Origin of the sequence: Acidiphilium sp. AL, assembly GCF_025499445.1 — a bacterium.
Lineage (GTDB): Bacteria > Pseudomonadota > Alphaproteobacteria > Acetobacterales > Acetobacteraceae > Acidiphilium > Acidiphilium iwatense.
Window position 1 is genome coordinate 113,310 of record NZ_JAIMBZ010000005.1, and the last position, 17,525, is coordinate 130,834.

Annotated in this window: 17 protein-coding genes; 9 read left to right on the forward strand and 8 right to left on the reverse strand. The window is 66.6% G+C overall.

Annotated elements, in window-relative coordinates; genetic code table 11:
* Nucleotides 1–114 precede the first annotated feature (114 nt).
* Together AiwAL_RS05840 and AiwAL_RS05845 are read left to right on the forward strand one after the other, a co-directional pair.
* Nucleotides 115–897, forward strand: coding sequence for an SDR family oxidoreductase (locus AiwAL_RS05840; protein WP_262312296.1), 783 nt, complete (start codon nucleotides 115–117; stop codon nucleotides 895–897).
* Nucleotides 898–900: 3 nt separating this feature from the next.
* Nucleotides 901–1,878 (forward strand): MBL fold metallo-hydrolase, encoded by a 978-nt coding sequence (locus AiwAL_RS05845; protein ID WP_235702814.1) that lies wholly within the window; start codon nucleotides 901–903, stop codon nucleotides 1,876–1,878.
* Here AiwAL_RS05845 and AiwAL_RS05850 read toward each other — a convergent pair.
* Nucleotides 1,865–3,034: an amidase gene (locus AiwAL_RS05850; RefSeq protein WP_262312297.1), complete on the reverse strand. Its 1,170-nt coding sequence runs from the start codon at nucleotides 3,032–3,034 to the stop codon at nucleotides 1,865–1,867. The genes AiwAL_RS05845 and AiwAL_RS05850 overlap by 14 nt on opposite strands.
* Before the next feature lie 98 nt (nucleotides 3,035–3,132).
* On the opposite strand from AiwAL_RS05850, the gene AiwAL_RS05855 reads away from it, so the two are divergent.
* Complete coding sequence (locus AiwAL_RS05855; RefSeq protein WP_235702812.1) at nucleotides 3,133–4,059, forward strand: ferritin-like domain-containing protein; 927 nt, start codon at nucleotides 3,133–3,135, stop codon at nucleotides 4,057–4,059.
* A complete protein-coding gene (locus AiwAL_RS05860; protein ID WP_262312298.1) occupies nucleotides 4,056–4,892 on the forward strand; it encodes a class I SAM-dependent methyltransferase in 837 nt (278 codons plus the stop codon). The genes AiwAL_RS05855 and AiwAL_RS05860 overlap by 4 nt, the downstream gene beginning before the upstream one ends.
* A gap of 3 nt (nucleotides 4,893–4,895) precedes the next feature.
* Here the strand turns inward: AiwAL_RS05860 and AiwAL_RS05865 are convergent, their stop codons facing one another.
* The gene (locus AiwAL_RS05865) at nucleotides 4,896–5,621 is read right to left on the reverse strand and encodes a 2OG-Fe dioxygenase family protein (RefSeq protein WP_235702810.1); all 726 of its coding nucleotides are present in this window, start codon (nucleotides 5,619–5,621) and stop codon (nucleotides 4,896–4,898) included.
* Nucleotides 5,622–5,675: 54 nt separating this feature from the next.
* Nucleotides 5,676–8,048: a mechanosensitive ion channel domain-containing protein gene (locus AiwAL_RS05870; RefSeq protein WP_262312299.1), complete on the reverse strand. Its 2,373-nt coding sequence runs from the start codon at nucleotides 8,046–8,048 to the stop codon at nucleotides 5,676–5,678.
* Between the two features lie 97 nt (nucleotides 8,049–8,145).
* Here AiwAL_RS05870 and AiwAL_RS05875 point away from each other — a divergent pair, with 97 nt between their 5' ends.
* Nucleotides 8,146–8,334, forward strand: coding sequence for a twin transmembrane helix small protein (locus AiwAL_RS05875; protein WP_262312300.1), 189 nt, complete (start codon nucleotides 8,146–8,148; stop codon nucleotides 8,332–8,334).
* A 4-nt stretch (nucleotides 8,335–8,338) separates the two neighbouring features.
* On the forward strand, nucleotides 8,339–9,046 hold the full coding sequence (locus tag AiwAL_RS05880; RefSeq protein ID WP_262312301.1) for a haloacid dehalogenase type II: 708 nt from the start codon (nucleotides 8,339–8,341) through the stop codon (nucleotides 9,044–9,046).
* Between the two features lie 21 nt (nucleotides 9,047–9,067).
* Here AiwAL_RS05880 and AiwAL_RS05885 read toward each other — a convergent pair whose 3' ends face one another.
* From AiwAL_RS05885 to AiwAL_RS05895, 3 genes are read right to left on the reverse strand one after another with little or no spacing between them, the layout of a single operon-like run.
* The gene (locus AiwAL_RS05885; RefSeq protein WP_262312302.1) at nucleotides 9,068–9,697 is read right to left on the reverse strand and encodes a LysE family translocator; all 630 of its coding nucleotides are present in this window, start codon (nucleotides 9,695–9,697) and stop codon (nucleotides 9,068–9,070) included.
* Between the two features lie 9 nt (nucleotides 9,698–9,706).
* Nucleotides 9,707–10,678, reverse strand: coding sequence for an NAD(P)H-dependent glycerol-3-phosphate dehydrogenase (locus tag AiwAL_RS05890; protein ID WP_262312303.1), 972 nt, complete (start codon nucleotides 10,676–10,678; stop codon nucleotides 9,707–9,709).
* Nucleotides 10,671–11,483, reverse strand: coding sequence for a 23S rRNA (adenine(2030)-N(6))-methyltransferase RlmJ (locus AiwAL_RS05895; RefSeq protein WP_262312304.1), 813 nt, complete (start codon nucleotides 11,481–11,483; stop codon nucleotides 10,671–10,673). Before AiwAL_RS05895 ends, AiwAL_RS05890 begins: the two co-directional genes overlap by 8 nt.
* Before the next feature lie 78 nt (nucleotides 11,484–11,561).
* On the opposite strand from AiwAL_RS05895, the gene AiwAL_RS05900 reads away from it, so the two are divergent.
* From AiwAL_RS05900 to AiwAL_RS05910, 3 genes are read left to right on the forward strand one after another with little or no spacing between them, the layout of a single operon-like run.
* Nucleotides 11,562–13,475: a M3 family oligoendopeptidase gene (locus tag AiwAL_RS05900; RefSeq protein ID WP_235702803.1), complete on the forward strand. Its 1,914-nt coding sequence runs from the start codon at nucleotides 11,562–11,564 to the stop codon at nucleotides 13,473–13,475.
* A gap of 6 nt (nucleotides 13,476–13,481) precedes the next feature.
* Nucleotides 13,482–14,837, forward strand: a complete 1,356-nt coding sequence (locus AiwAL_RS05905; RefSeq protein ID WP_235702802.1) for an AarF/ABC1/UbiB kinase family protein — start codon at nucleotides 13,482–13,484, stop codon at nucleotides 14,835–14,837.
* 2 nt (nucleotides 14,838–14,839) lie between these two features.
* Nucleotides 14,840–15,538 carry a class I SAM-dependent methyltransferase gene (locus AiwAL_RS05910; RefSeq protein ID WP_262312305.1) on the forward strand — a complete coding sequence of 233 codons (699 nt, stop codon included), beginning with the start codon at nucleotides 14,840–14,842 and terminating at the stop codon, nucleotides 15,536–15,538.
* A gap of 125 nt (nucleotides 15,539–15,663) precedes the next feature.
* On the opposite strand, the gene AiwAL_RS05915 is transcribed toward AiwAL_RS05910, so the two are convergent.
* Nucleotides 15,664–16,257, reverse strand: coding sequence for a hypothetical protein (locus AiwAL_RS05915; RefSeq protein ID WP_262312306.1), 594 nt, complete (start codon nucleotides 16,255–16,257; stop codon nucleotides 15,664–15,666).
* 35 nt (nucleotides 16,258–16,292) lie between these two features.
* Entirely contained in the window at nucleotides 16,293–17,471 is a 1,179-nt protein-coding gene (locus tag AiwAL_RS05920) for a site-specific DNA-methyltransferase (protein WP_262312307.1), read from the reverse strand.
* Nucleotides 17,472–17,525: the final 54 nt, after the last annotated feature.

Sequence of the window (17,525 nt, forward strand, 5' to 3'; positions counted from 1 at the left end):
TGATATGCATGGATTAGCGGGCGGAGTTGCGCAAGCTTCCGGCGATCCGTCGGGTCGCCGGAAGCGCAACGAAGGGGGCGCCCGAATCGACAAGGCGTGGAGCGGAGCAGAACCATGGATCTGGGGTTGCGGGGCAGGCGGGCGATCGTGTGCGCGGCGAGCAAGGGGCTGGGACGGGCGGCGGCGTTCGCCCTGGCGCGCGAGGGTGTGGATGTCGTGATCACCGCGCGCGGCGAGACGGCGCTGGCCGAGACCGCGGTGCAGATCGCGGCGGCGACCGGAGCAAAAGTGTCGATCGCGGCGGGGGATATCACCACCGAGGCGGGACGCGCGGCGGCTTTGGGCCTGTGTCCCAATCCCGACATTCTGATCACCAACGCGGGCGGACCGCCGGCGGGGGATTTCCGCAATTTTTCCGATGCCGACTGGCAGGCGGCGCTGCAAGCGAACATGCTTACCCCGATCGCGCTGATCCGTGCCACGATCGACGGCATGATCGCGCGGCGCTTCGGGCGGATCGTGAACATCACCTCGGCGGCGGTGAAATCGCCGATCCCGATGCTCGGCCTGTCGAACGGCGCGCGGGCCGGGCTGACCGGATTCGTCGCCGGGCTGGCGCGGCAGGTGGCGCGGCACAACGTGACGATCAACAACATTCTTCCCGGCCCGTTCCTGACAGACCGGCTGCGCGACAACGCGCAGGAGGCGGCGCGGACGGCGGGGCGCAGCGCGGAGGAGGAAATCGCGCTGCGGGCGAAGACGAATCCGGCCGGACGGGTCGGCGCGCCCGAGGAGTTCGGCGATGCCTGCGCTTTTCTGTGCGCGGCGCAGTCCGGCTTCATCGTGGGGCAGAACCTGCTGCTCGACGGCGGCGCGTTCAACGCGGCGTTCGGCTGAGTCTTGCGCTTTCCGATTTCCGACCATTGCGACGGCACGCGGTTCTTCAATCCCGAGGGCGTGCGGCGAAGAGCAGGGCGGGTTCCGCTGCTGCGCTGGATGATGCGGCGAAACGGTCGCGCCAAATGGCCGGATCACGTGGCGAACCGAGGTTACGCCCCACCCTCGGGCGAGGTTCCGGCAGGGCATGCCGCGCTGACCTTTATCGGCCATTCCAGCTTTCTGCTCCGGCAGGATGGCCTCACGCTGCTGATCGATCCGGTGTTTTCCGAGCGGTGCTCGCCGGTGCAATTCGCCGGGCCGAAGCGGGCGCGGGCACCGGGCCAGACGATCGCCGCGCTGCCGAAGCCCGATGCGATCCTGCTATCGCACAACCACTACGATCATTGCGACATCCCAGGCCTGCGGGCGATAAGCCAACGGTTCGGCGCGGTGCCGATTTTCGCCCCACTGGGCAATCGGGGCTGGCTGGAGCGCAAGGGGCTGGGGCCGGTGACGGAATTGGATTGGTGGCAGATGATCGCCTGGGGCGGCGCGGAAATCACCTTCACCCCGGCGCGGCATTTCGCCGCGCGCACCCCGTTCGACCGCAACACCACGCTGTGGGGTGGGTTTTTCATCCGGCATGGCGAGGAGTCGGTCTATATCGCGGGCGATAGCGGCTATACCGGCTATTTCCGGGCGATCCGCGAACGGCTGGGTGCGCCCGATCTGTCGCTGCTGCCGATCGGCGCCTATGAGCCGCGCTGGTTCATGGGCAATGTGCATCTGAACCCCGCCGACGCGGTGCAGGCGTTCCGGGAATTGGGCGCGAGACAGGCGGTGGGGATGCATTTCGGCACGTTCCAGCTCACCGACGAGGCGATCGACGCCCCGCTGATCGATCTGGCCGCCGCGCGCGAGGCGGCCGGGCTCGATGCAGCGCGGTTCGTCACCCTCGATTTCGGTGAAACCCGGCTGTTCGATCTCAGGCGAGGTTGAGGGTCGCGGCAAGCTCCAGGAGTGCGATATCGCGGCCGCGCCCGGCGATCAGCGAAAGGCCGACCGGCGCACCATCGACCGTCGCCACCGGGATGGTCAGTTCCGGCAGGCCGGCGAAGGCCGAGATGATGCCGACGCGAATGGTGCGGGTGCGGATAATGTCGAGGCTCGGCTGATCGGCGTCGCGCATCGGCGCCGGGCAGGGTGAGGTGGGCAGAACCAGCACCGCGCCGCCCTCGAGCAGGGCCGCCATCCGCGCGGTGAAGGTTCGGCGGATGGCGAGCCCGGCCTCGGCGGCTTCGGCGCTCGCCCGTTTCGTGGCGGCGCAGCGCGCCGCGGTGATCGGGTCGAGAGTCGGTTTCACCTTTTCGATGAAGCCGCCGAGCGCCAACCAGGTTTCGCGGTCGCGCACCGCGCGCTGGGCGGCGAACAGCGAATCGAGCCCTTCCGGCGCGGGGTCGATATCGGGCATCGGGCCGAGTTGCGCGGCAACGGGTTCCAGCGCCGCGCGGACCGCCGCGTCGGCATTGTCCCAGGCCGGGCCAACGCGGAGAAACGTGCCCGACAGAGGCGGCGAGGGCGGCAGGAGCGCGCGGCCGACGCGCAGCATGGTCGCGGCGTCGCGGGCGAACCAGCCCGCGGTGTCGAAGCTGGGGGACAGGGCGGCGGCGCCGGACAGGCTGATCGCCCCAAAGCTCGGCCTGAGCCCGTAAATCCCGCAATAGCTCGCCGGGATGCGCACCGAGCCGCCGGTATCCGAGCCGATGCCGGCATGGGCGAGCCCCGCCGCGACCATCGCGGCCGACCCGCAGGACGATCCGCCGGGCAGACGGTCGGGTGCCTTGGGGTTGACCGGCGTGCCGTAATGGATGTTGCGGCCCTCCAGCCCGAAGGCGAGCTCGACCGTGGTGGTCTTGGCGGTGATTCGCGCGCCGGCATCGAGCAGCCGGGCGACGACCCAGGCATGGGTGAGGGCGGGGCCGTGGCGGCGCGCCCAGTCGGGGTTGCCGAAGCTGGTTTCCTCGCCCGCGATATCGAACAGGTCCTTGACCACGACATCGAGCCCGGCCAGGGGGGCGGACGGATTGCCGGGAAGATCGAGGCGTTTGACGATTCCGAGGTCGGGGTCTTCGGCGAGGAGGGGTGTGCGATTCATCGGCGAAGAGTAACAGAGTTATGCGCGATCTTGAACCGCCGGCTCCCGGCCTTAAAATCGCACCTACATATCGGGTACAGAACGAGGACAGGCCACCGATGGATGCAGCCACGATCGAAGCCGCCGACCGCGCCGCGCGGCACTGGATCAGCCCCGAGACCGGGCCGCTGAAGCCGGGGTCGGAGGCGCATAAGCGCGCGGTCTGCCGGATGTTCCACGAGACCTTCAATCCCTATAAGCCCTCGGTCATCGAATGGCCGAAGCTCGACCCCGAGACCCAGGACAAGGTGACGTCGCTGCCGATCTGGGACATCGCGGTGCAGACAGAGGGCAAGGCGCGGCTGCGCATGGCGGCCTATGCGCGGACCATCGCCGATCCCGACATGCGCGAGACCATCGCGCTGAACGGCTGGGAGGAAAACCGGCACAAGGAGGTGCTGTCGCATCTCGTCGCCGCCTACGGGATTCCGCTTGAGCCCGAGCCGGAATACCGCGAGCCGCGCGACCCGGAATGGGCCTATATGGTCACCGGCTATTCCGAGTGCATCGACAGTTTCTTCGCGTTCGGCCTGTTCGAGCTGGCCAAGCGGTCGGGATTCTTTCCAGCCGAGCTGGTGGAGACCTTCGAGCCGGTGATGCAGGAGGAATGCCGCCATATCCTGCTGTTCGCCAACTGGGTCGCCTGGCACCGCGCGACCATGCCGTGGTGGAAGCGGGTATGGTTCGAACTTCGGGTCGCCGCGGTGTGGGTGTTCCTCGGCTGGGAGCGGATCGGCATCGCGCGCGGCATGGACGACGGCAAGGCCAAGAAGCAGGACAATAATTTCACGGTGAGCGGCAGCAAATCGGTCAGCGCGGAGGATATCGGCGTGACCGAGCTGATGCGCATCTGCCTCGAGGAGAACGACCGGCGGTTTGCCGGCTATGATGCGCGGCTGCTGCGGCCGGCCACCATGCCGACTTTGGTGCGCGCCGCACTGCGCTTCATGCCGAAGCGGCGGCGCGGCGTGGCGCAAACCGCGTGAGCGGCAACGACAGACAGATCGCCTATTGGAACGAGGTCGCGGGTCCGAAATGGATTCGCATGCAGGAAGCGATGGAGGCGCGGCTCGCCGCGATCGAAACCCTGCTCCTCGAGCGCGCATCGCCGCAGCGCGGCGAGACGGTGCTGGAGGTGGGCTGCGGCACCGGCGCGACCACGGCACGGCTCGCGGCGCTGGTGGGCGAGCGGGGACATGTCACCGCCGCCGATGTCTCGCGACCGATGCTGGACGCAGCGCGCACGCGGCTGGCGGGGCGGGAGAACGTGACGCTGATCGAGGCGGATGCCGCCACTGCCGATTTCGGTACGTCGTTCGACCTCATCGCGTCGCGTTTCGGCGTGATGTTTTTCGAAGACCCGGCTGCCGCCTTCGCCCATCTGCATGCTTCGCTCAGGCCGGGCGGGCGGCTCTGCTGCGTCGCCTGGGCGCCGCTCGACGCCAATCCGCATTGGGCGATTCCGCTCGCCATCGCGATCGGCCGGCTGGGCGCCGGCAGGCCGCGCCCGCCGCACGCGCCTGGGCCGCTCGCCTTCGACGATCCGGCCTATGTCGAGGATATCCTGCGCCGGGCCGGCTTCGCCGCGATTTCGGTGACCGCCGAGCCGGCGACCATTCTGGGCCGCTCGCTCGACGACGAGGCGGAGATCGCGGCGTTCATGGGACCGGCCGGCAGGCTGCTCGACGAAAAGGCCGCCGACGCCGCGACCAGGGCCGAGCTGCGCGCCGCGTTCCGCGCAGCACTTCCCGGTTACGCCGACCCCAACGCCTGCCTGCGCGCGACCGTGCATGTGATCATGGCGCGGCGGGGCGGATGATTTTCAGGCGCGGCGGTAGGTGAGCACCAGAACGTCGCGGAAGGCGGGTTGCACGGGGTCGAGCGGCACGACCGGGGTGACGCCGTGGAACACCATCCGGTCGTCGACCAGGGCGGCGTCGCGCGGGCGGGTCAGGGTGAAGCTGCCCAGCGGGCGGCCCTCAAGATCGTGGATCGTGGTGGTGCCCTGCTCGATGTTCGAGCGGCGCACCATCAGCACCAGGACGTAATCCACCCCGTCGCGGTGCATCCCCTCCGGCGTCGGCAGGCCGGCACCGTCCGGCCCGGTTTCGATGCGGAACTGATGTGCCTCGATATGCCAGGCGATGCTGCCGGCGCGTTCCTCGAACAGCGAGCGGGTGAAGCCGAGCAGCGCCTGGAAGCTCAGCCCCTCGGCAATCCGCGCGTCGATCGGTTCGAACCAGCGCTCGATGCCGCCGTTCAGCGTGTTGTAGTCGCGGTCCTGGTAGTGCGGCTGATGCGGCGCGCGGCGGATCGTGTGGTGCGGCACCGCGCTGAACACGCCGAAGCGCCGCCTGCGGTAGCGTCCGCCATCGGCCATGTAGGTGTCGAGCGGCATTCCGTCCCAGCTCGCGGCGAAATCGTTCCAGGCTTCGGGCGCGATCGCCTCGGCGGGCAGCATCGCGTCGAGCTGTGCGCCTTCGAGGAAGGCGAAGCCGTCCTCGGTCAGTTGAAGTGCCACGTCGTGCCGTTTGGTGACTGCGTCCATTGGCGTCCTCAATAGCATCGTTTCGCGCCGATTGAACCGTGCCGCATGCGTGAGTCAGGTATTCGCCTCGCCCGGCTGCGCGCCGCCGTCGGCGGGCTTCGGCCTGCCGAACGCGGCGCGGAATTCGGCGGGGTCGATGGTGATCTTCTGGTAGTTGTAGGGCATTTCGATATTTTCGGCATCGAAGCGGATTTTCACCCTTCGGTTGAACTCGCGGCGCACCGCATATTGCTTGCCCGCCGGGGTTTTGATCCGCCCGACGATATTCACCGACGACGCGCCGAACTGGTCGAGTCCCCACAGCTCCAGGTCGTTGCTGATCTGTGCCGCCCATTCGGGTTCGGCGCGCATGGTGTCGAAAATCTCGCGGATCACCGCCTGCACCCGGTCGATATCCTCGCGATAGCCGACGCCGATCGTGATCGGCGCGTAGCCGAAATCGCGCGAGGCGTTGGTGACGGTGGTGACCGAGCTGAACGGGATGATGTTCAGCGAGCCGTCGCCGCCGCGCAGGCGGATGGTGCGGATCGAGAGTTTTTCCACCGTGCCGGCGATGCCGCCGAGCGTCACCCAGTCGCCGACCTGCATCGCGTCCTCCAGCAGCAGGAACAGGCCGGTGATGATGTCCTGCACCAGTTTCTGCGAGCCGAAGCCGATCGCGAGGCCGAAGATCGACAGCCCGCCGAGCAGCAGGGTGACGTTGACCCCGACGGCACTCAGCACCACCAGGGCGGCGACCACGAGAATGATGACCAGGAGGGTCGAACGCAGCATCGGCAGCAGCGTGCGGTAGCGCGCGGCGCGGCCCGGCCTGCCCTGGTGGATCAGCCGTTCGGCATGGCCTTCCATGCCCGCGCTCGCGGCTTCCCAGACGATCAGGGCGATGAATGCCGCGAGCCCGATGGTGATCGCCGCCGAGACGACGCTGCGGCCGATATGGGTGCCGGCGAGCCAGGCCAGCACGCCGAGCCCCCAGAATTGCAGGATGACCAGACTCGCCGCCACGCCGAGCACCGCGCGGGCGATCAGCTTGAACACCGGCATGTACATCCGCCCGCGTGCGTACAGCGCGGGATAGTGCGCGCGCCATGCGGCGCTTTCGTCGAACAGGGTTTCGAGTCCGTGGCCTAGCCAGGTGGCAAGGACGCGGGCGATGGCGGTGACCACGATGAACACCGCCATGATGCGCAGCATGATGAGGAAGGCGTTGGGCACGCCGATCGCCCAGGCGATCCAGAGGGCGACGATGTAGAACAGGGCGAAAATATGCCAGGTGCGCGCGAGCCCGGCGCGCAGCGCCGCCAGGAAGCCGCTGCCGTGCCCGTCGCCCCGGATCATCGCGGCGATCGGACGGCGCGCCTGCAGCACCATGATCGCCAGCATGACATGGACGGCGAGCGAAACCAGCTTCACAAGCACTAGGCTCGCCGCGTGATACAGGCCGAACAGCCCGCCGGTCGCGATCGCGGCATAGCCGAACGCGATGGTGCCGATCAGCCGGCGCAGCCAGCGCACCAGCCAGTCGGCCCGCCGGTCGGTGGTGCGGATCAGCCGGATCTGGCGCGCGCCGGGGGCGAGCAGCAGGCGCGCCGCTTCGAGCACCAGCCGGCAGACCAGATAGGCGTTCACCACCGCGAGGATCACCAGCTTCGCGACCCGTTCGTTCGCGAAGCCGCCGGTGACCCAGAGGAAGCCGATCAGCGCGAAGACCAGGATGGGCGCCAAGCTCAGCAGGAAATGGCCGATCGCGTAAGGCAGGCGGCGGAACCAGCGCCGGATCGAGCGGCGGCGTGGCAGTTTCTCGGTCTCGCCGGCTTCGGCGGCTTCGATGCCGGCCGCATCCGGGCTGATCCCCGGCCGGGTGCGCGCCAGTGCGGCGCGGCGCAATATCGCCGCGCGCGGGCGGCGCAGGAGGAAAATCGCGAGATATTCGCCGGCCAGCGCGGTCGCCAGCACCACGGCGAGGCGCCACGCCGCGCGGATCACGGTCTGGCGCAGCCACGCATCCGTCGCGACGAAGACCAGCCAGTGCCAGACCAGCGATATGTTGGTCGCCGTCCGCAGCGCGCCGCCGAGATCGGTCAGCACGAGTTCGATCTTTTCCTCGGTGGCCTGGACGAAGCCGAGTCCGGCGCCGAGCGGTTTGGCGGCCTTGGCGTGGGCGGCGGCGGTTTTCATCGCCTCCAGCGTCGCGATCAGGGCATTGCGCTGCTGGGGGTTCTTGAGGGCGGCCACCGCCGCGTCGATCTGCGCGGTATCGAGCGGGGCGGGTGAGGCCGGTTTCGCGGCTTGTTTCGCGGTTTGCGCGGTGGCGGCGCCGGGGATCAGGCCCGCCAGCGGATTGGTGGCGGCATGGCCGGACGAGGCCGCGCCGAGGACGAGGATGGCGAAAGCCACGAAAGGGAGAAACCGGCGGATCGGGCGCATGGTTCTGTGAAAACGCCCCGGTGCGGGATGTCAACCGCGCGCCGTCTCCGGTCCGATGCCCCTACCCGAGCCGGTGCGGTGCCTCTATATGCGGGGGATGCGCGATTTTCTGATCATTCTTCTCGGACTCGACATGATCGCCGTGGTGGCCGTGCTGCTGACCGGCGCGCTCGGCATGACCACCGGGGCCGACCCGCGCCGGCAGAACCGGCTGATGCGCTGGCGCGTCGGGTTACAGGCAGTCGCGATCGCGCTGGTCGTCATTCTGCTCCTGTCCAGCCGCTAAGCCCATGACCACTCCGCGCGCGGTGCTGTTCGACGTGTTCGGCACGCTGGTCGATTGGCGCGGCAGCGTCATCGCCGGGTTGTCCGCTTTCGGGGCGTCGCGCGGCATCGCCGCCGACTGGGTGGAGGTCGCCGATGGCTGGCGGCGCGCCTATCGCCCTGCGATGGACCGGGTGCGGCGCGGCGCGATTCCCTGGACCATATTGGACGATCTGCACCGCGACGCGCTGGTGGAACTGGCGCGCCGGCACGGATTCGCGCCGCTCGACGACGACGAGTGCGACCACCTCGTGAAGCTCTGGCACCGGCTCAGCCCGTGGTCGGACGTGGTTGCCGGGCTCGCACGGATCAAGCGCATCGCGATCATCGGGCCGCTGTCGAACGGGCACCTGGCGCTGCAGGTCGCGCTCGCCAAGCGCAACGGATTTCCCTGGGATGTCACGTTCGGCGCGGATTTGTTCCGCCACTACAAGCCGGATGCCGATGTCTATCTCGGTGCCTGCGATTTCCTCGGCCTGGCGCCGCACGAGGTGATGCTGGCGGCGGCGCATAACGACGATCTGGCGGCGGCGGAAAGCTGCGGGCTGCGCACCGGCTTCATCAGCCGTCCGGCCGAGCACGGGACCGCGACCGGCGATCGGGCGCGGCCCACCGGCGACTGGACGCTGGTGGCGCGCTCGGTCGAGGACCTGGCGGCGCGGTTGGGCGCCTGAATTCAAACCGGCAGGGGGGCTCTACAGCGCCACGCTGCGCCAGAAGGCGGTGAGGACGCCTTCGGCGACCAGGGTTCCGCCGGTCAGCCGGTTCACCGCCCGCCGTGCTTTCGGGGCGCGGATGAAGCGCCGCAGATTGGTGGCGAAGGTGGAATAGCTGCCATCGACCATCACGCCGCACAGCAGGACGCTCGCCTCCATCGCCGCGAGCTGGGGTAGCAGCGGGGCGCGCGGCGCCATGAATTGCGGCACGAACACCATGAAGAACAGGACTGATTTCGGGTTCAACACGGTGGTCAGATAGGCATGGACGAACACCCGGCCGAGCGAACGCTGCGGCGCGCCGGGCTCCGCGACCGCCGGGACCGGCGGCGCCCGCCATAATTTCACGCCGAGAAAGACCAGATAGACGGCGCCCGTGAATTTCAGAATGGTGAAGGCGGTTGCCGACGCGGCGAGCAGAGCGCCAACGCCGAAGACCGCGGCGGCGAGGCAGGTCGCATCGCCCAGAACCGTGGCGGTGACGACGGCCAGGGCGGTGCGCCGCCCGTGGGCGATCGCATAGGACACCACGAGCAGAATGACCGGCCCAGGTGCGACCGCCATCAGCGTGTAGGCCAGGGTGAAGGCGATCCAGGCTGCGAGGCTCATCGTCGCTCTTTACCCGGTTTCGTCTTTCAGGTCACGGCGGAGCAGGCGCGCCATGCTGTCGGCCAGGGTCGCGCGGCCGGACAGCAGATCGCACACCGCCCCGGTCACCGGCATGTCGCAGCCCGCATCGCGCGCGCGGGCGAGCAGGGCCGGCGCGGTGGCGATGCCCTCGATCACCCCGGCATCCGGGTCGATCGCGCGCGCGCCGCGACCGAGCGCCAGTCCGGCGCGATAGTTCCGGCTCGCCCCGCCGGTCGCGGTGAGGATCAGGTCTCCCAGCCCGGCGAGGCCGGCGACGGTTTCCGCCGCGCCGCCGATCGCCATGGCGAGTCGGGCGATTTCCGCGAGGCCCCGCGTGATCAGCGCGGCGCGGGCATTCTCGCCGAGTCCGGCGCCGATCACGGTGCCCGCCGCGATGGCGATGACGTTCTTCGCCGCCCCGCCGAGTGCGGCGCCGATGATGTCAGCACTGCCGTAAAGCCGGATTTTGGGCGTCGCGAGGGCTTCGATCAGTGTCCGGCGCAGCGCGGCATCTTCGGTCGCGAGCACCGAGGCGGCGGGCAGACCGGCGGCGATTTCATGGGCGAAATTCGGGCCGGTGAGCAGGGCGGACGCGCGGTGGGGCGCCGATTCGGCGGTGATTTCCGGGCCGAGACGCCCGGTTTTCCGTTCCACGCCCTTGCTGCACAGCACCAGTGGCGTGTCGCCTTGAGGAAGACGCGCAAGGGTTTCGCGCAGATGCTGGAACGGCGGGCAGAGCAGGGTGATCGCGGCATCGGGGGGCACATCGCCGATCATGAGGGATTCGGGGAGCAGAACGCCGGGCAGGCGCGGGTTGGTTCGGGTTCGGAGCAGAAATTCGGCGCGAGCCGCGTCGCGCGCGACCAGCACGGTGCGCCGCCCGAGTCCGGCATAGAGCACGGCCAGCGCGGTGCCCCAGGCGCCGGTGCCGATGACGGCGATGTCCGGTCTGTCACTCATCGGTGAGCCTCGTGATGGTGGCGTCGCCGTCCGCATCGGCGAGGGTTGCGCGGAGCGCTGACAGGACCGGCACCGCTTCGGCCTCGAATCCGTAGGGCGGATTGACGATCAGTAGCCCGGACCCGTTGAGCCGCGCCGGGTCGAGCGGCGGGCGGAGCAGCAATTCGCAGGCGATCATATCAGGGATGCGGTGTGCGGCGAGATCGGCGAGGAAATCGCGCACCGGCGCGCGGTGCTTCACCGGATACCAGGCGGCGAACACGCCGGAAGGGAATTTTTGCCGTGCCGCGCCGAGTGCGGCGGCGAGGGTTGCGAATTCGTCGGGGCGTTCATAGGGCGGGTCGATCAGGATGAGCGCGCGCCGTTCCGGCGGCGGCAACAGCGCGCCCAGCGCTTCATAGCCGTCCCGGCGATGCACCTGGACCATCGGATCGGCGCGAAACCGGCGTTTGAGCAGGGCCGCGTCCTCCGGGTGCAATTCGCACAAGGCCAGCCGGTCGCTGGGCCGCAGGATGGCGCGGGCGAGGGCGGGCGAGCCGGGATACAGGCCGAGTCCGCGTACCAGATCGAGATAATCGGCAAGCTCGGGCGGGTTCGCCTCCAGCAGGCGGCCGATTCCCTGGCGCCATTCGCCGGTTTTTGCCGCCTCGATGCTCGCGGGATCGTAGGCGCCGGTGCCGGCATGGGTGTCGAGCACGAACAGGGGCTTGTTCTTGCGCATCAGCGCGCGCAGCAGCAGCATCAGCAGCGCGTGCTTGACGCAATCGGCTTCGTTGCCGGCGTGATAGGCGTGACGGTAGTTCATCGGTCATCGCTGATAATGAAGCGCGCGCGGCGGCGCCAGTATTTGACGGCGCGCCAGTTGTGCCTATGTGCAGGGGATATGAAGACCGCGCCATCCAGAACAAGGACATCCGCCCCGCCTGACGATCTGGCCGGCGGGTCGCCCGGCACAGCACTTCCAGAATGGAACCTCACCGATCTCTATGCCGGCACCGAAGACAAGGCGATCGCCGCCGATTTTGCCCGGCTGAGTGCCGAGGCGGCGGCGTTCGAGGCGGAGTATCGCGGCCAGGTGGCCGGGCTGGACGGCGCGGCGCTTGCTGCGGCGATCGCGCGCTACGAGGCGATTCAGCACGGGTTGGGCCTGCTGCACGCCTTCGCGCAGCTTCTGTTCAGCGCCGATGCGACATTCGCCGCCGCCGGCCAGTTCTTTCAGACCATCACCGAGCGGGCGACCGCGATCGGCACGCATCTGCTGTTCTTCGCGCTCGAGATCAACCGGATCGACGATGCGGCGCTGGATGCGCGCACCGCCGACCCGGCACTTGCCCGCTACGCGCCCTGGCTGCGCGATTTGCGCGTGCTGCGGCCGCACCAGTTGTCCGACGATCTCGAAAAACTGCTGCACGAGAAGGACGTGACCGGCCACGGCGCCTGGGCGCGGCTGTTCGACGAGACCATCGCCGGGCTGCGCCTGCCTGTCGGCGGCGAGGAGATCACTCTGGCGGCGGCGCTCAACCGCCTGTCGGACCCGGACCGCGCGGTGCGCGAGACCGCCGGACGCGCGATCGGCGCGGTCCTGCTGCGTCACGCCAAATTGTTCACCCTGGTCACCAACACGATCGCCAAGGACAAGGAGATCGAGGATGGCTGGCGGCACTACGAGACCCCGGCCTCTTCGCGCAACCGCGCCAACATGGTCGAGGATGCGGTGGTGGATGCGCTGGTCGCGGCGGTTATCCGCGCCTATCCGCGCCTGTCGCACCGCTATTACGCGCTGAAGGCGCGCTGGCTCGGGCTCGACCGGCTGGAGCACTGGGACCGCAACGCGCCGCTGCCCGGCGATGCCGACCGGCCGATCCGCTGGGACGCGGCGCGCTCGCTCGTGCTCGGCGCCTATGCCGGTTTCAGCCCGGACATGGCGGAGATCGCCGCGCGCTTCTTCGACCGCGCCTGGATCGACGCGCCGCCGCGTCCCGGCAAATCGGGCGGCGCCTTCGCGCACCCCACGGTGCCGTCCGTGCATCCCTATATCCTGCTGAACTATCACGGCCGGGCGCGCGACGTGATGACCTTGGCGCACGAACTCGGCCATGGCGTGCATCAGGTGTTGGCCGCCGAACAGGGCTATCTGATGGCGCAAACCCCGCTCACCCTGGCGGAAACCGCCAGCGTGTTCGGCGAAATGCTCACCTTCCGCGCGCTGCTGGATGCCGAGACCGATCCGGCGCGTCGCCGCCTGATGCTGGCGCAGAAGGTCGAGGATATGCTGAACACGGTGGTGCGGCAGATCGCCTTCTACCAGTTCGAGCAGCGCCTGCACGCGCGCAGGCGCGAAAGCGAGCTTCTGCCCGAGGAGATCGGCGCGATCTGGCTCGGCGTGCAGCGCGAAAGCCTTGGGCCGGTTTTCAACTTTTCCGACGATTACCGGATGTTCTGGGCCTATGTGCCGCATTTCGTCCACTCGCCGTTCTATGTCTATGCCTATGCGTTCGGCGATTGTCTGGTGAACGCGCTTTATGCCGTCTATCAGGGCGCGCAGGCACGCGGCCGGGCCGGCGATTTCGCGGCGCGCTACCTGGATATGCTGCGCGCGGGCGGCACCAGGCGGCATGGCGACTTGCTCGCGCCGTTCGGGCTCGATGCGTCCGATCCGGCGTTTTGGCAGCGCGGGCTCGGCGTGATCGAGGGCTTTATCGACGAGTTGGAGCAGATTCAGGCGGACTGGAATCGCGCCAGCGATACCAATTCGCCTGATAGTCCTGCTCCGCCACGCAAAATTCTGGAATACTGAGGAAAAATGGTCAACGAAACGGATACCGGCGGCACGCTGTTCGGCGAGATCAGGCGCTTCGCGCGCACATCGGGGGCGGTGTCGGGCATTGCGGCACGGATGGCCGGCGCGCGCTTCGGCATCCGCACCGACCGTTCGCGCCATGCCGAGGATTTGCGGACGATTCTCGGCGGGCTGAAGGGCCCGATGATGAAGGTCGCGCAAATTCTCAGCACGATTCCCGACGCGCTGCCCGAGGAATATGCCCGCGAACTCGCCCAGTTGCAGGCCAACGCGCCCTCGATGGGCTGGGTGTTCGTGCGCAGGCGCATGGCCGCCGAACTCGGGCCGGACTGGGAGCGAAAATTCGCCCGGTTCGGCCATGAGGCGGCGGCGGCGGCGAGCCTCGGGCAGGTGCATCGGGCGACCCTGCCCGATGGGCGCGATGTTGCCTGCAAGCTGCAATATCCCGACATGCCGAGTACGGTCGAAGCCGATCTGCGGCAGTTGAAACTGGCCATGGCGGTCTATAAGCGGATGGATAACGCGATCCATCACGATGATATTTACGTCGAGTTGGCGACGCGGTTGCGCGAGGAACTGGATTACCAGCGCGAGGCGGCGCAAACCCGGCTTTATTCCATCATGCTCGATGGCCAGCCGGATATCGTGATCCCCGAGCCGGTGGCCGGGTTTTCCACCAAGCGGCTGCTCACCATGTCCTGGCTCGACGGCATCGGAATGCAGAATTTTCTCGACGGCAAGCCCGATCAGGAGGCGCGCAACCGGGTCGCGCGCGCGCTGTTCCGTGCGTGGTATGTGCCGTTTTATCGTTATGGCGTGATCCACGGTGACCCGCATCTCGGCAATTACCAGATCAACCAGGAGGGCGGGATCAACCTGCTCGATTTCGGCGCGATCCGGGTGTTCGAATCGCGCTTCGTCGCCGGGGTGATCGAATTGTTCGAGGCGATCCGCACCCATGATGACGCGCGCGCGCATCACGCCTATACCGAGTGGGGATTCACCGACATCACCAAGGACAAGCTCGACGTGCTCAATGAATGGGCGAAATTCCTATACGAACCGCTGATGCAGGACCGGGTGCGGCCGATTCAGGAAACCCACGACGTCACCTTCGGCCGCAGCGTGGCGGAAAAAGTGCATGAGGGGTTGCAACGCACCGGCGGGGTGCGCCCACCACGCGAATTCGTGCTGATGGACCGCTCGGCGATCGGGCTGGGCAGCGTGTTTCTGCGCCTCAAGGCGGAGTTGAACTGGCACGAACTGTTCGTCGAAACGGTCGCCAATTTCGACGCCGCCTCGCTCGATGCGCGACAGGCCGAGGCGCTCGCCACGTCCGGCGTGCCGAAGCCGCTCTAACAATGACGATCCTCAAACGCGGTTTGCGCGGCATGTTGCTGGCCCGCGCCTATCGCAAGATCCTGCACTCCTGGTATCTGAACGACATCGCTTTCGATGTGCGCTTGGCCGCGAAACGCGAAGCCGTGGCCTACATCATCGAGAACATGCAATCGGCGATGATGCTGCGCGACCGGTTCGATCTGCTGCGATTCGCGCTCGTCCGCGCGCCGGAACAGGGGCTGGTTCTGGAGTTCGGGGTCGAGAAGGGGTTGTCGATCGCCTGCCTCGGCAACGCCACCAAACGCACGGTGCATGGATTCGATTCGTTTGAAGGACTACCCGAGGACTGGGTAGGGACCGCGGAGACGCGCGGCGCGTTCAACCGGCGCGGCGCGCTGCCCAAGGTACCCGCCAATGTGCGCCTGCATGTCGGCTGGTTCGACGCGACCTTGCCGGCGTTTCTTGCCGAAACCACCGAACCCGTTTCGCTCCTGCATATCGATTGCGATATATATTCCGCTACCGCAACAATATTTTCGCTGCTCGCGCCGCGCATCGTGCCCGGCACGGTCATCGTGTTCGACGAATACTTCAACTATCCCGGCTGGCGCCAGCACGAATACAAGGCGTTCCAGGAATTTTGCGCCTCGTCAGGCCGGCGTTATCGCTACCTCGGCTACGCTGGCGAGAAAGGCCACGTCGCGGTGGTGATCGAATAACGCGTAGCCGATAACGGACGGATCATTGCGGATCAAAATTTCGATTGGTCAACTCTCGAATTCTCCAGACATTAACAGCATGGACGGCGCATATAGTCGCCGATTGTCGGAATTGAACTCGTATTTCACATCGCAGAGGAGATCGTACAGGTCGACAAGTTTGAACGATCGTGGCTGATAGCGGGAATTTCTTGATCCCGCGATCGGTGTGGCCGCCATTCCGAACGCCAGCAACAGATGCCGGCATCGACTGCTACCTTGAATGATTCGGACGGCGATAAATAGAACGATCGCATCGTCGTATCGATCGAACCCTGAGCGAAGATCTTGCATTCGATGTATGTGGCGCGGTCGTCCTGATCACGGATCATTATGTCGGGATAACCCGTTGATTTGCCGGCGCCACCGCGCGAGGTTGGGCGTGTCGCTGACAGCCCGGCTTTTTCCAGGGCGCGCATGACATAGGGTTCCACGTCGTTGCCCACCTCGTTCGGGCGAGGCCTTTCGATAGGGGTAGATTGCAATTCTTTCGCGCAAAACTGGATGGCGGTTTTGAGCGTCTTCAAAAGCCGCTTGTCGGCAGGCTGCGCCAGATCGAATTTGACAACCGCGCATTCGGCCAGGGATTTGACGATAACGGAAAACGGGATGTTTCTGATCGGCTTGAGCATTTGAGCGAGCGCTCGTTCGAGCACTTCGAGACGTTCCTTATCGTTCATGGTTCCCTGCATCATGGTGTGAGCAAACGCGCAGATCAAACGCGGCGTAAAACGACGATTCTGTTGGTGTTTGTTCCTTTTGCGTTGTTGCGCACGCCCCAGCAATTTGCTGTCTTGGTGAACTCCTGCTGGTTGACCATTACGAACAGGCGATCGAACGGCAGACCTTCGGCCGCCTGCCATACCAGACGCTCCAGCAAAACCTTTCCATTGCGCACCTCGCCGACCTCGAACGCCACATGGCCGCCGGGACACACGATCCGCGCCAACTCGCTCAACGTGGCGCGCACCATAGCTTGCCAGCCGGCTTCGGTGCGATGATGGGCGATCTCCACGCTGTACACATCGATGCCGGTAAACCAGCTTCTGAGCCAGTTATCTTCGGCATATTGTACGATATCCAGGAATGGCGGGGATGTGACCACCAGTCGAACCGATCCCGTGGCGATTTCCGGCGTCGATTGCGCCGTGCCCGTGGTCAGAAGATGGGGCGGATGGCGCGTCATCTTGCCGTTGCTCAGCAAGGATTTGGTCTTTTTCAAGATAAGCCGCTTGACGTCGCGATCGGGCGGAGTCTGCCCGCGTTTTTCATTTATTTTCCGTTGCGACTGCGCCGACACTGCTTGATTGGGCGGGAGAGTGTAGACTGAAAAGAAGCCCGGCGAATGACCAGTCAACCGGTTGATCGCGACAAGTCTGATCCAGTCATCGATCGGATCGGGTTCGCCGGCGATAGGCGTCCGCTCGATCAACCAATGACGCAAGGCACAAATATGCCTCAAGGTCTTCGGGCTGTAAAAGGCCAACAGATCATCATTATCGATCGAGCCTGATTCCCAGGGGATATCGTCCAATCTTCGCGCGACATCGATCATCGCCGGAGGGTTCAAACGAGGTCTGGTCAGCAGAACGCTCAGCGGATTTATGTCGTTTCCCACGGGCCGGCGGCCCATGAGCGCTGCCTGGACAGGGGTGGTGCCTCTGCCCATGAACGGATCATAGACGGCATCGCCGGGTTGAGTCAGCCGTTCAATGAAATAGGCGGGTAATTGCGCTTTGAAGCAGGCCCGATAGCTGATCTCGTGGATAGAGTGGGCATGGCGCTGCCTCGCGGTCCAGAATTCGTTGATCAGATAACGGATCGGCCCTTCGATAACGTCTTGTGACGCTTGCCCGAAATCGCTGAATGTTTCGACCGCCTTGGCAAACGGCATCGTCTACTTCTCAACTGACCGGATCGCCGAAAAGCCTCCGCCAAACAACGGCAG

What these genes read in the sequence shown, in the direction of transcription:
- AiwAL_RS05840 (WP_262312296.1), top strand. Translation starts at nt 115, where the DNA reads ATGGATCTGGGGTTGCGGGGCAGGCGGGCGATCGTGTGCGCGGCGAGC.
- AiwAL_RS05850 (WP_262312297.1), bottom strand. Translation starts at nt 3,034, where the DNA reads ATGAATCGCACACCCCTCCTCGCCGAAGACCCCGACCTCGGAATCGTC.
- AiwAL_RS05855 (WP_235702812.1), top strand. Translation starts at nt 3,133, where the DNA reads ATGGATGCAGCCACGATCGAAGCCGCCGACCGCGCCGCGCGGCACTGG.
- AiwAL_RS05865 (WP_235702810.1), bottom strand. Translation starts at nt 5,621, where the DNA reads ATGGACGCAGTCACCAAACGGCACGACGTGGCACTTCAACTGACCGAG.
- AiwAL_RS05870 (WP_262312299.1), bottom strand. Translation starts at nt 8,048, where the DNA reads ATGCGCCCGATCCGCCGGTTTCTCCCTTTCGTGGCTTTCGCCATCCTC.
- AiwAL_RS05875 (WP_262312300.1), top strand. Translation starts at nt 8,146, where the DNA reads ATGCGCGATTTTCTGATCATTCTTCTCGGACTCGACATGATCGCCGTG.
- AiwAL_RS05880 (WP_262312301.1), top strand. Translation starts at nt 8,339, where the DNA reads ATGACCACTCCGCGCGCGGTGCTGTTCGACGTGTTCGGCACGCTGGTC.
- AiwAL_RS05885 (WP_262312302.1), bottom strand. Translation starts at nt 9,697, where the DNA reads ATGAGCCTCGCAGCCTGGATCGCCTTCACCCTGGCCTACACGCTGATG.
- AiwAL_RS05890 (WP_262312303.1), bottom strand. Translation starts at nt 10,678, where the DNA reads ATGAGTGACAGACCGGACATCGCCGTCATCGGCACCGGCGCCTGGGGC.
- AiwAL_RS05895 (WP_262312304.1), bottom strand. Translation starts at nt 11,483, where the DNA reads ATGAACTACCGTCACGCCTATCACGCCGGCAACGAAGCCGATTGCGTC.
- AiwAL_RS05900 (WP_235702803.1), top strand. Translation starts at nt 11,562, where the DNA reads ATGAAGACCGCGCCATCCAGAACAAGGACATCCGCCCCGCCTGACGAT.
- AiwAL_RS05905 (WP_235702802.1), top strand. Translation starts at nt 13,482, where the DNA reads ATGGTCAACGAAACGGATACCGGCGGCACGCTGTTCGGCGAGATCAGG.
- AiwAL_RS05910 (WP_262312305.1), top strand. Translation starts at nt 14,840, where the DNA reads ATGACGATCCTCAAACGCGGTTTGCGCGGCATGTTGCTGGCCCGCGCC.
- AiwAL_RS05915 (WP_262312306.1), bottom strand. Translation starts at nt 16,257, where the DNA reads ATGAACGATAAGGAACGTCTCGAAGTGCTCGAACGAGCGCTCGCTCAA.
- AiwAL_RS05920 (WP_262312307.1), bottom strand. Translation starts at nt 17,471, where the DNA reads ATGCCGTTTGCCAAGGCGGTCGAAACATTCAGCGATTTCGGGCAAGCG.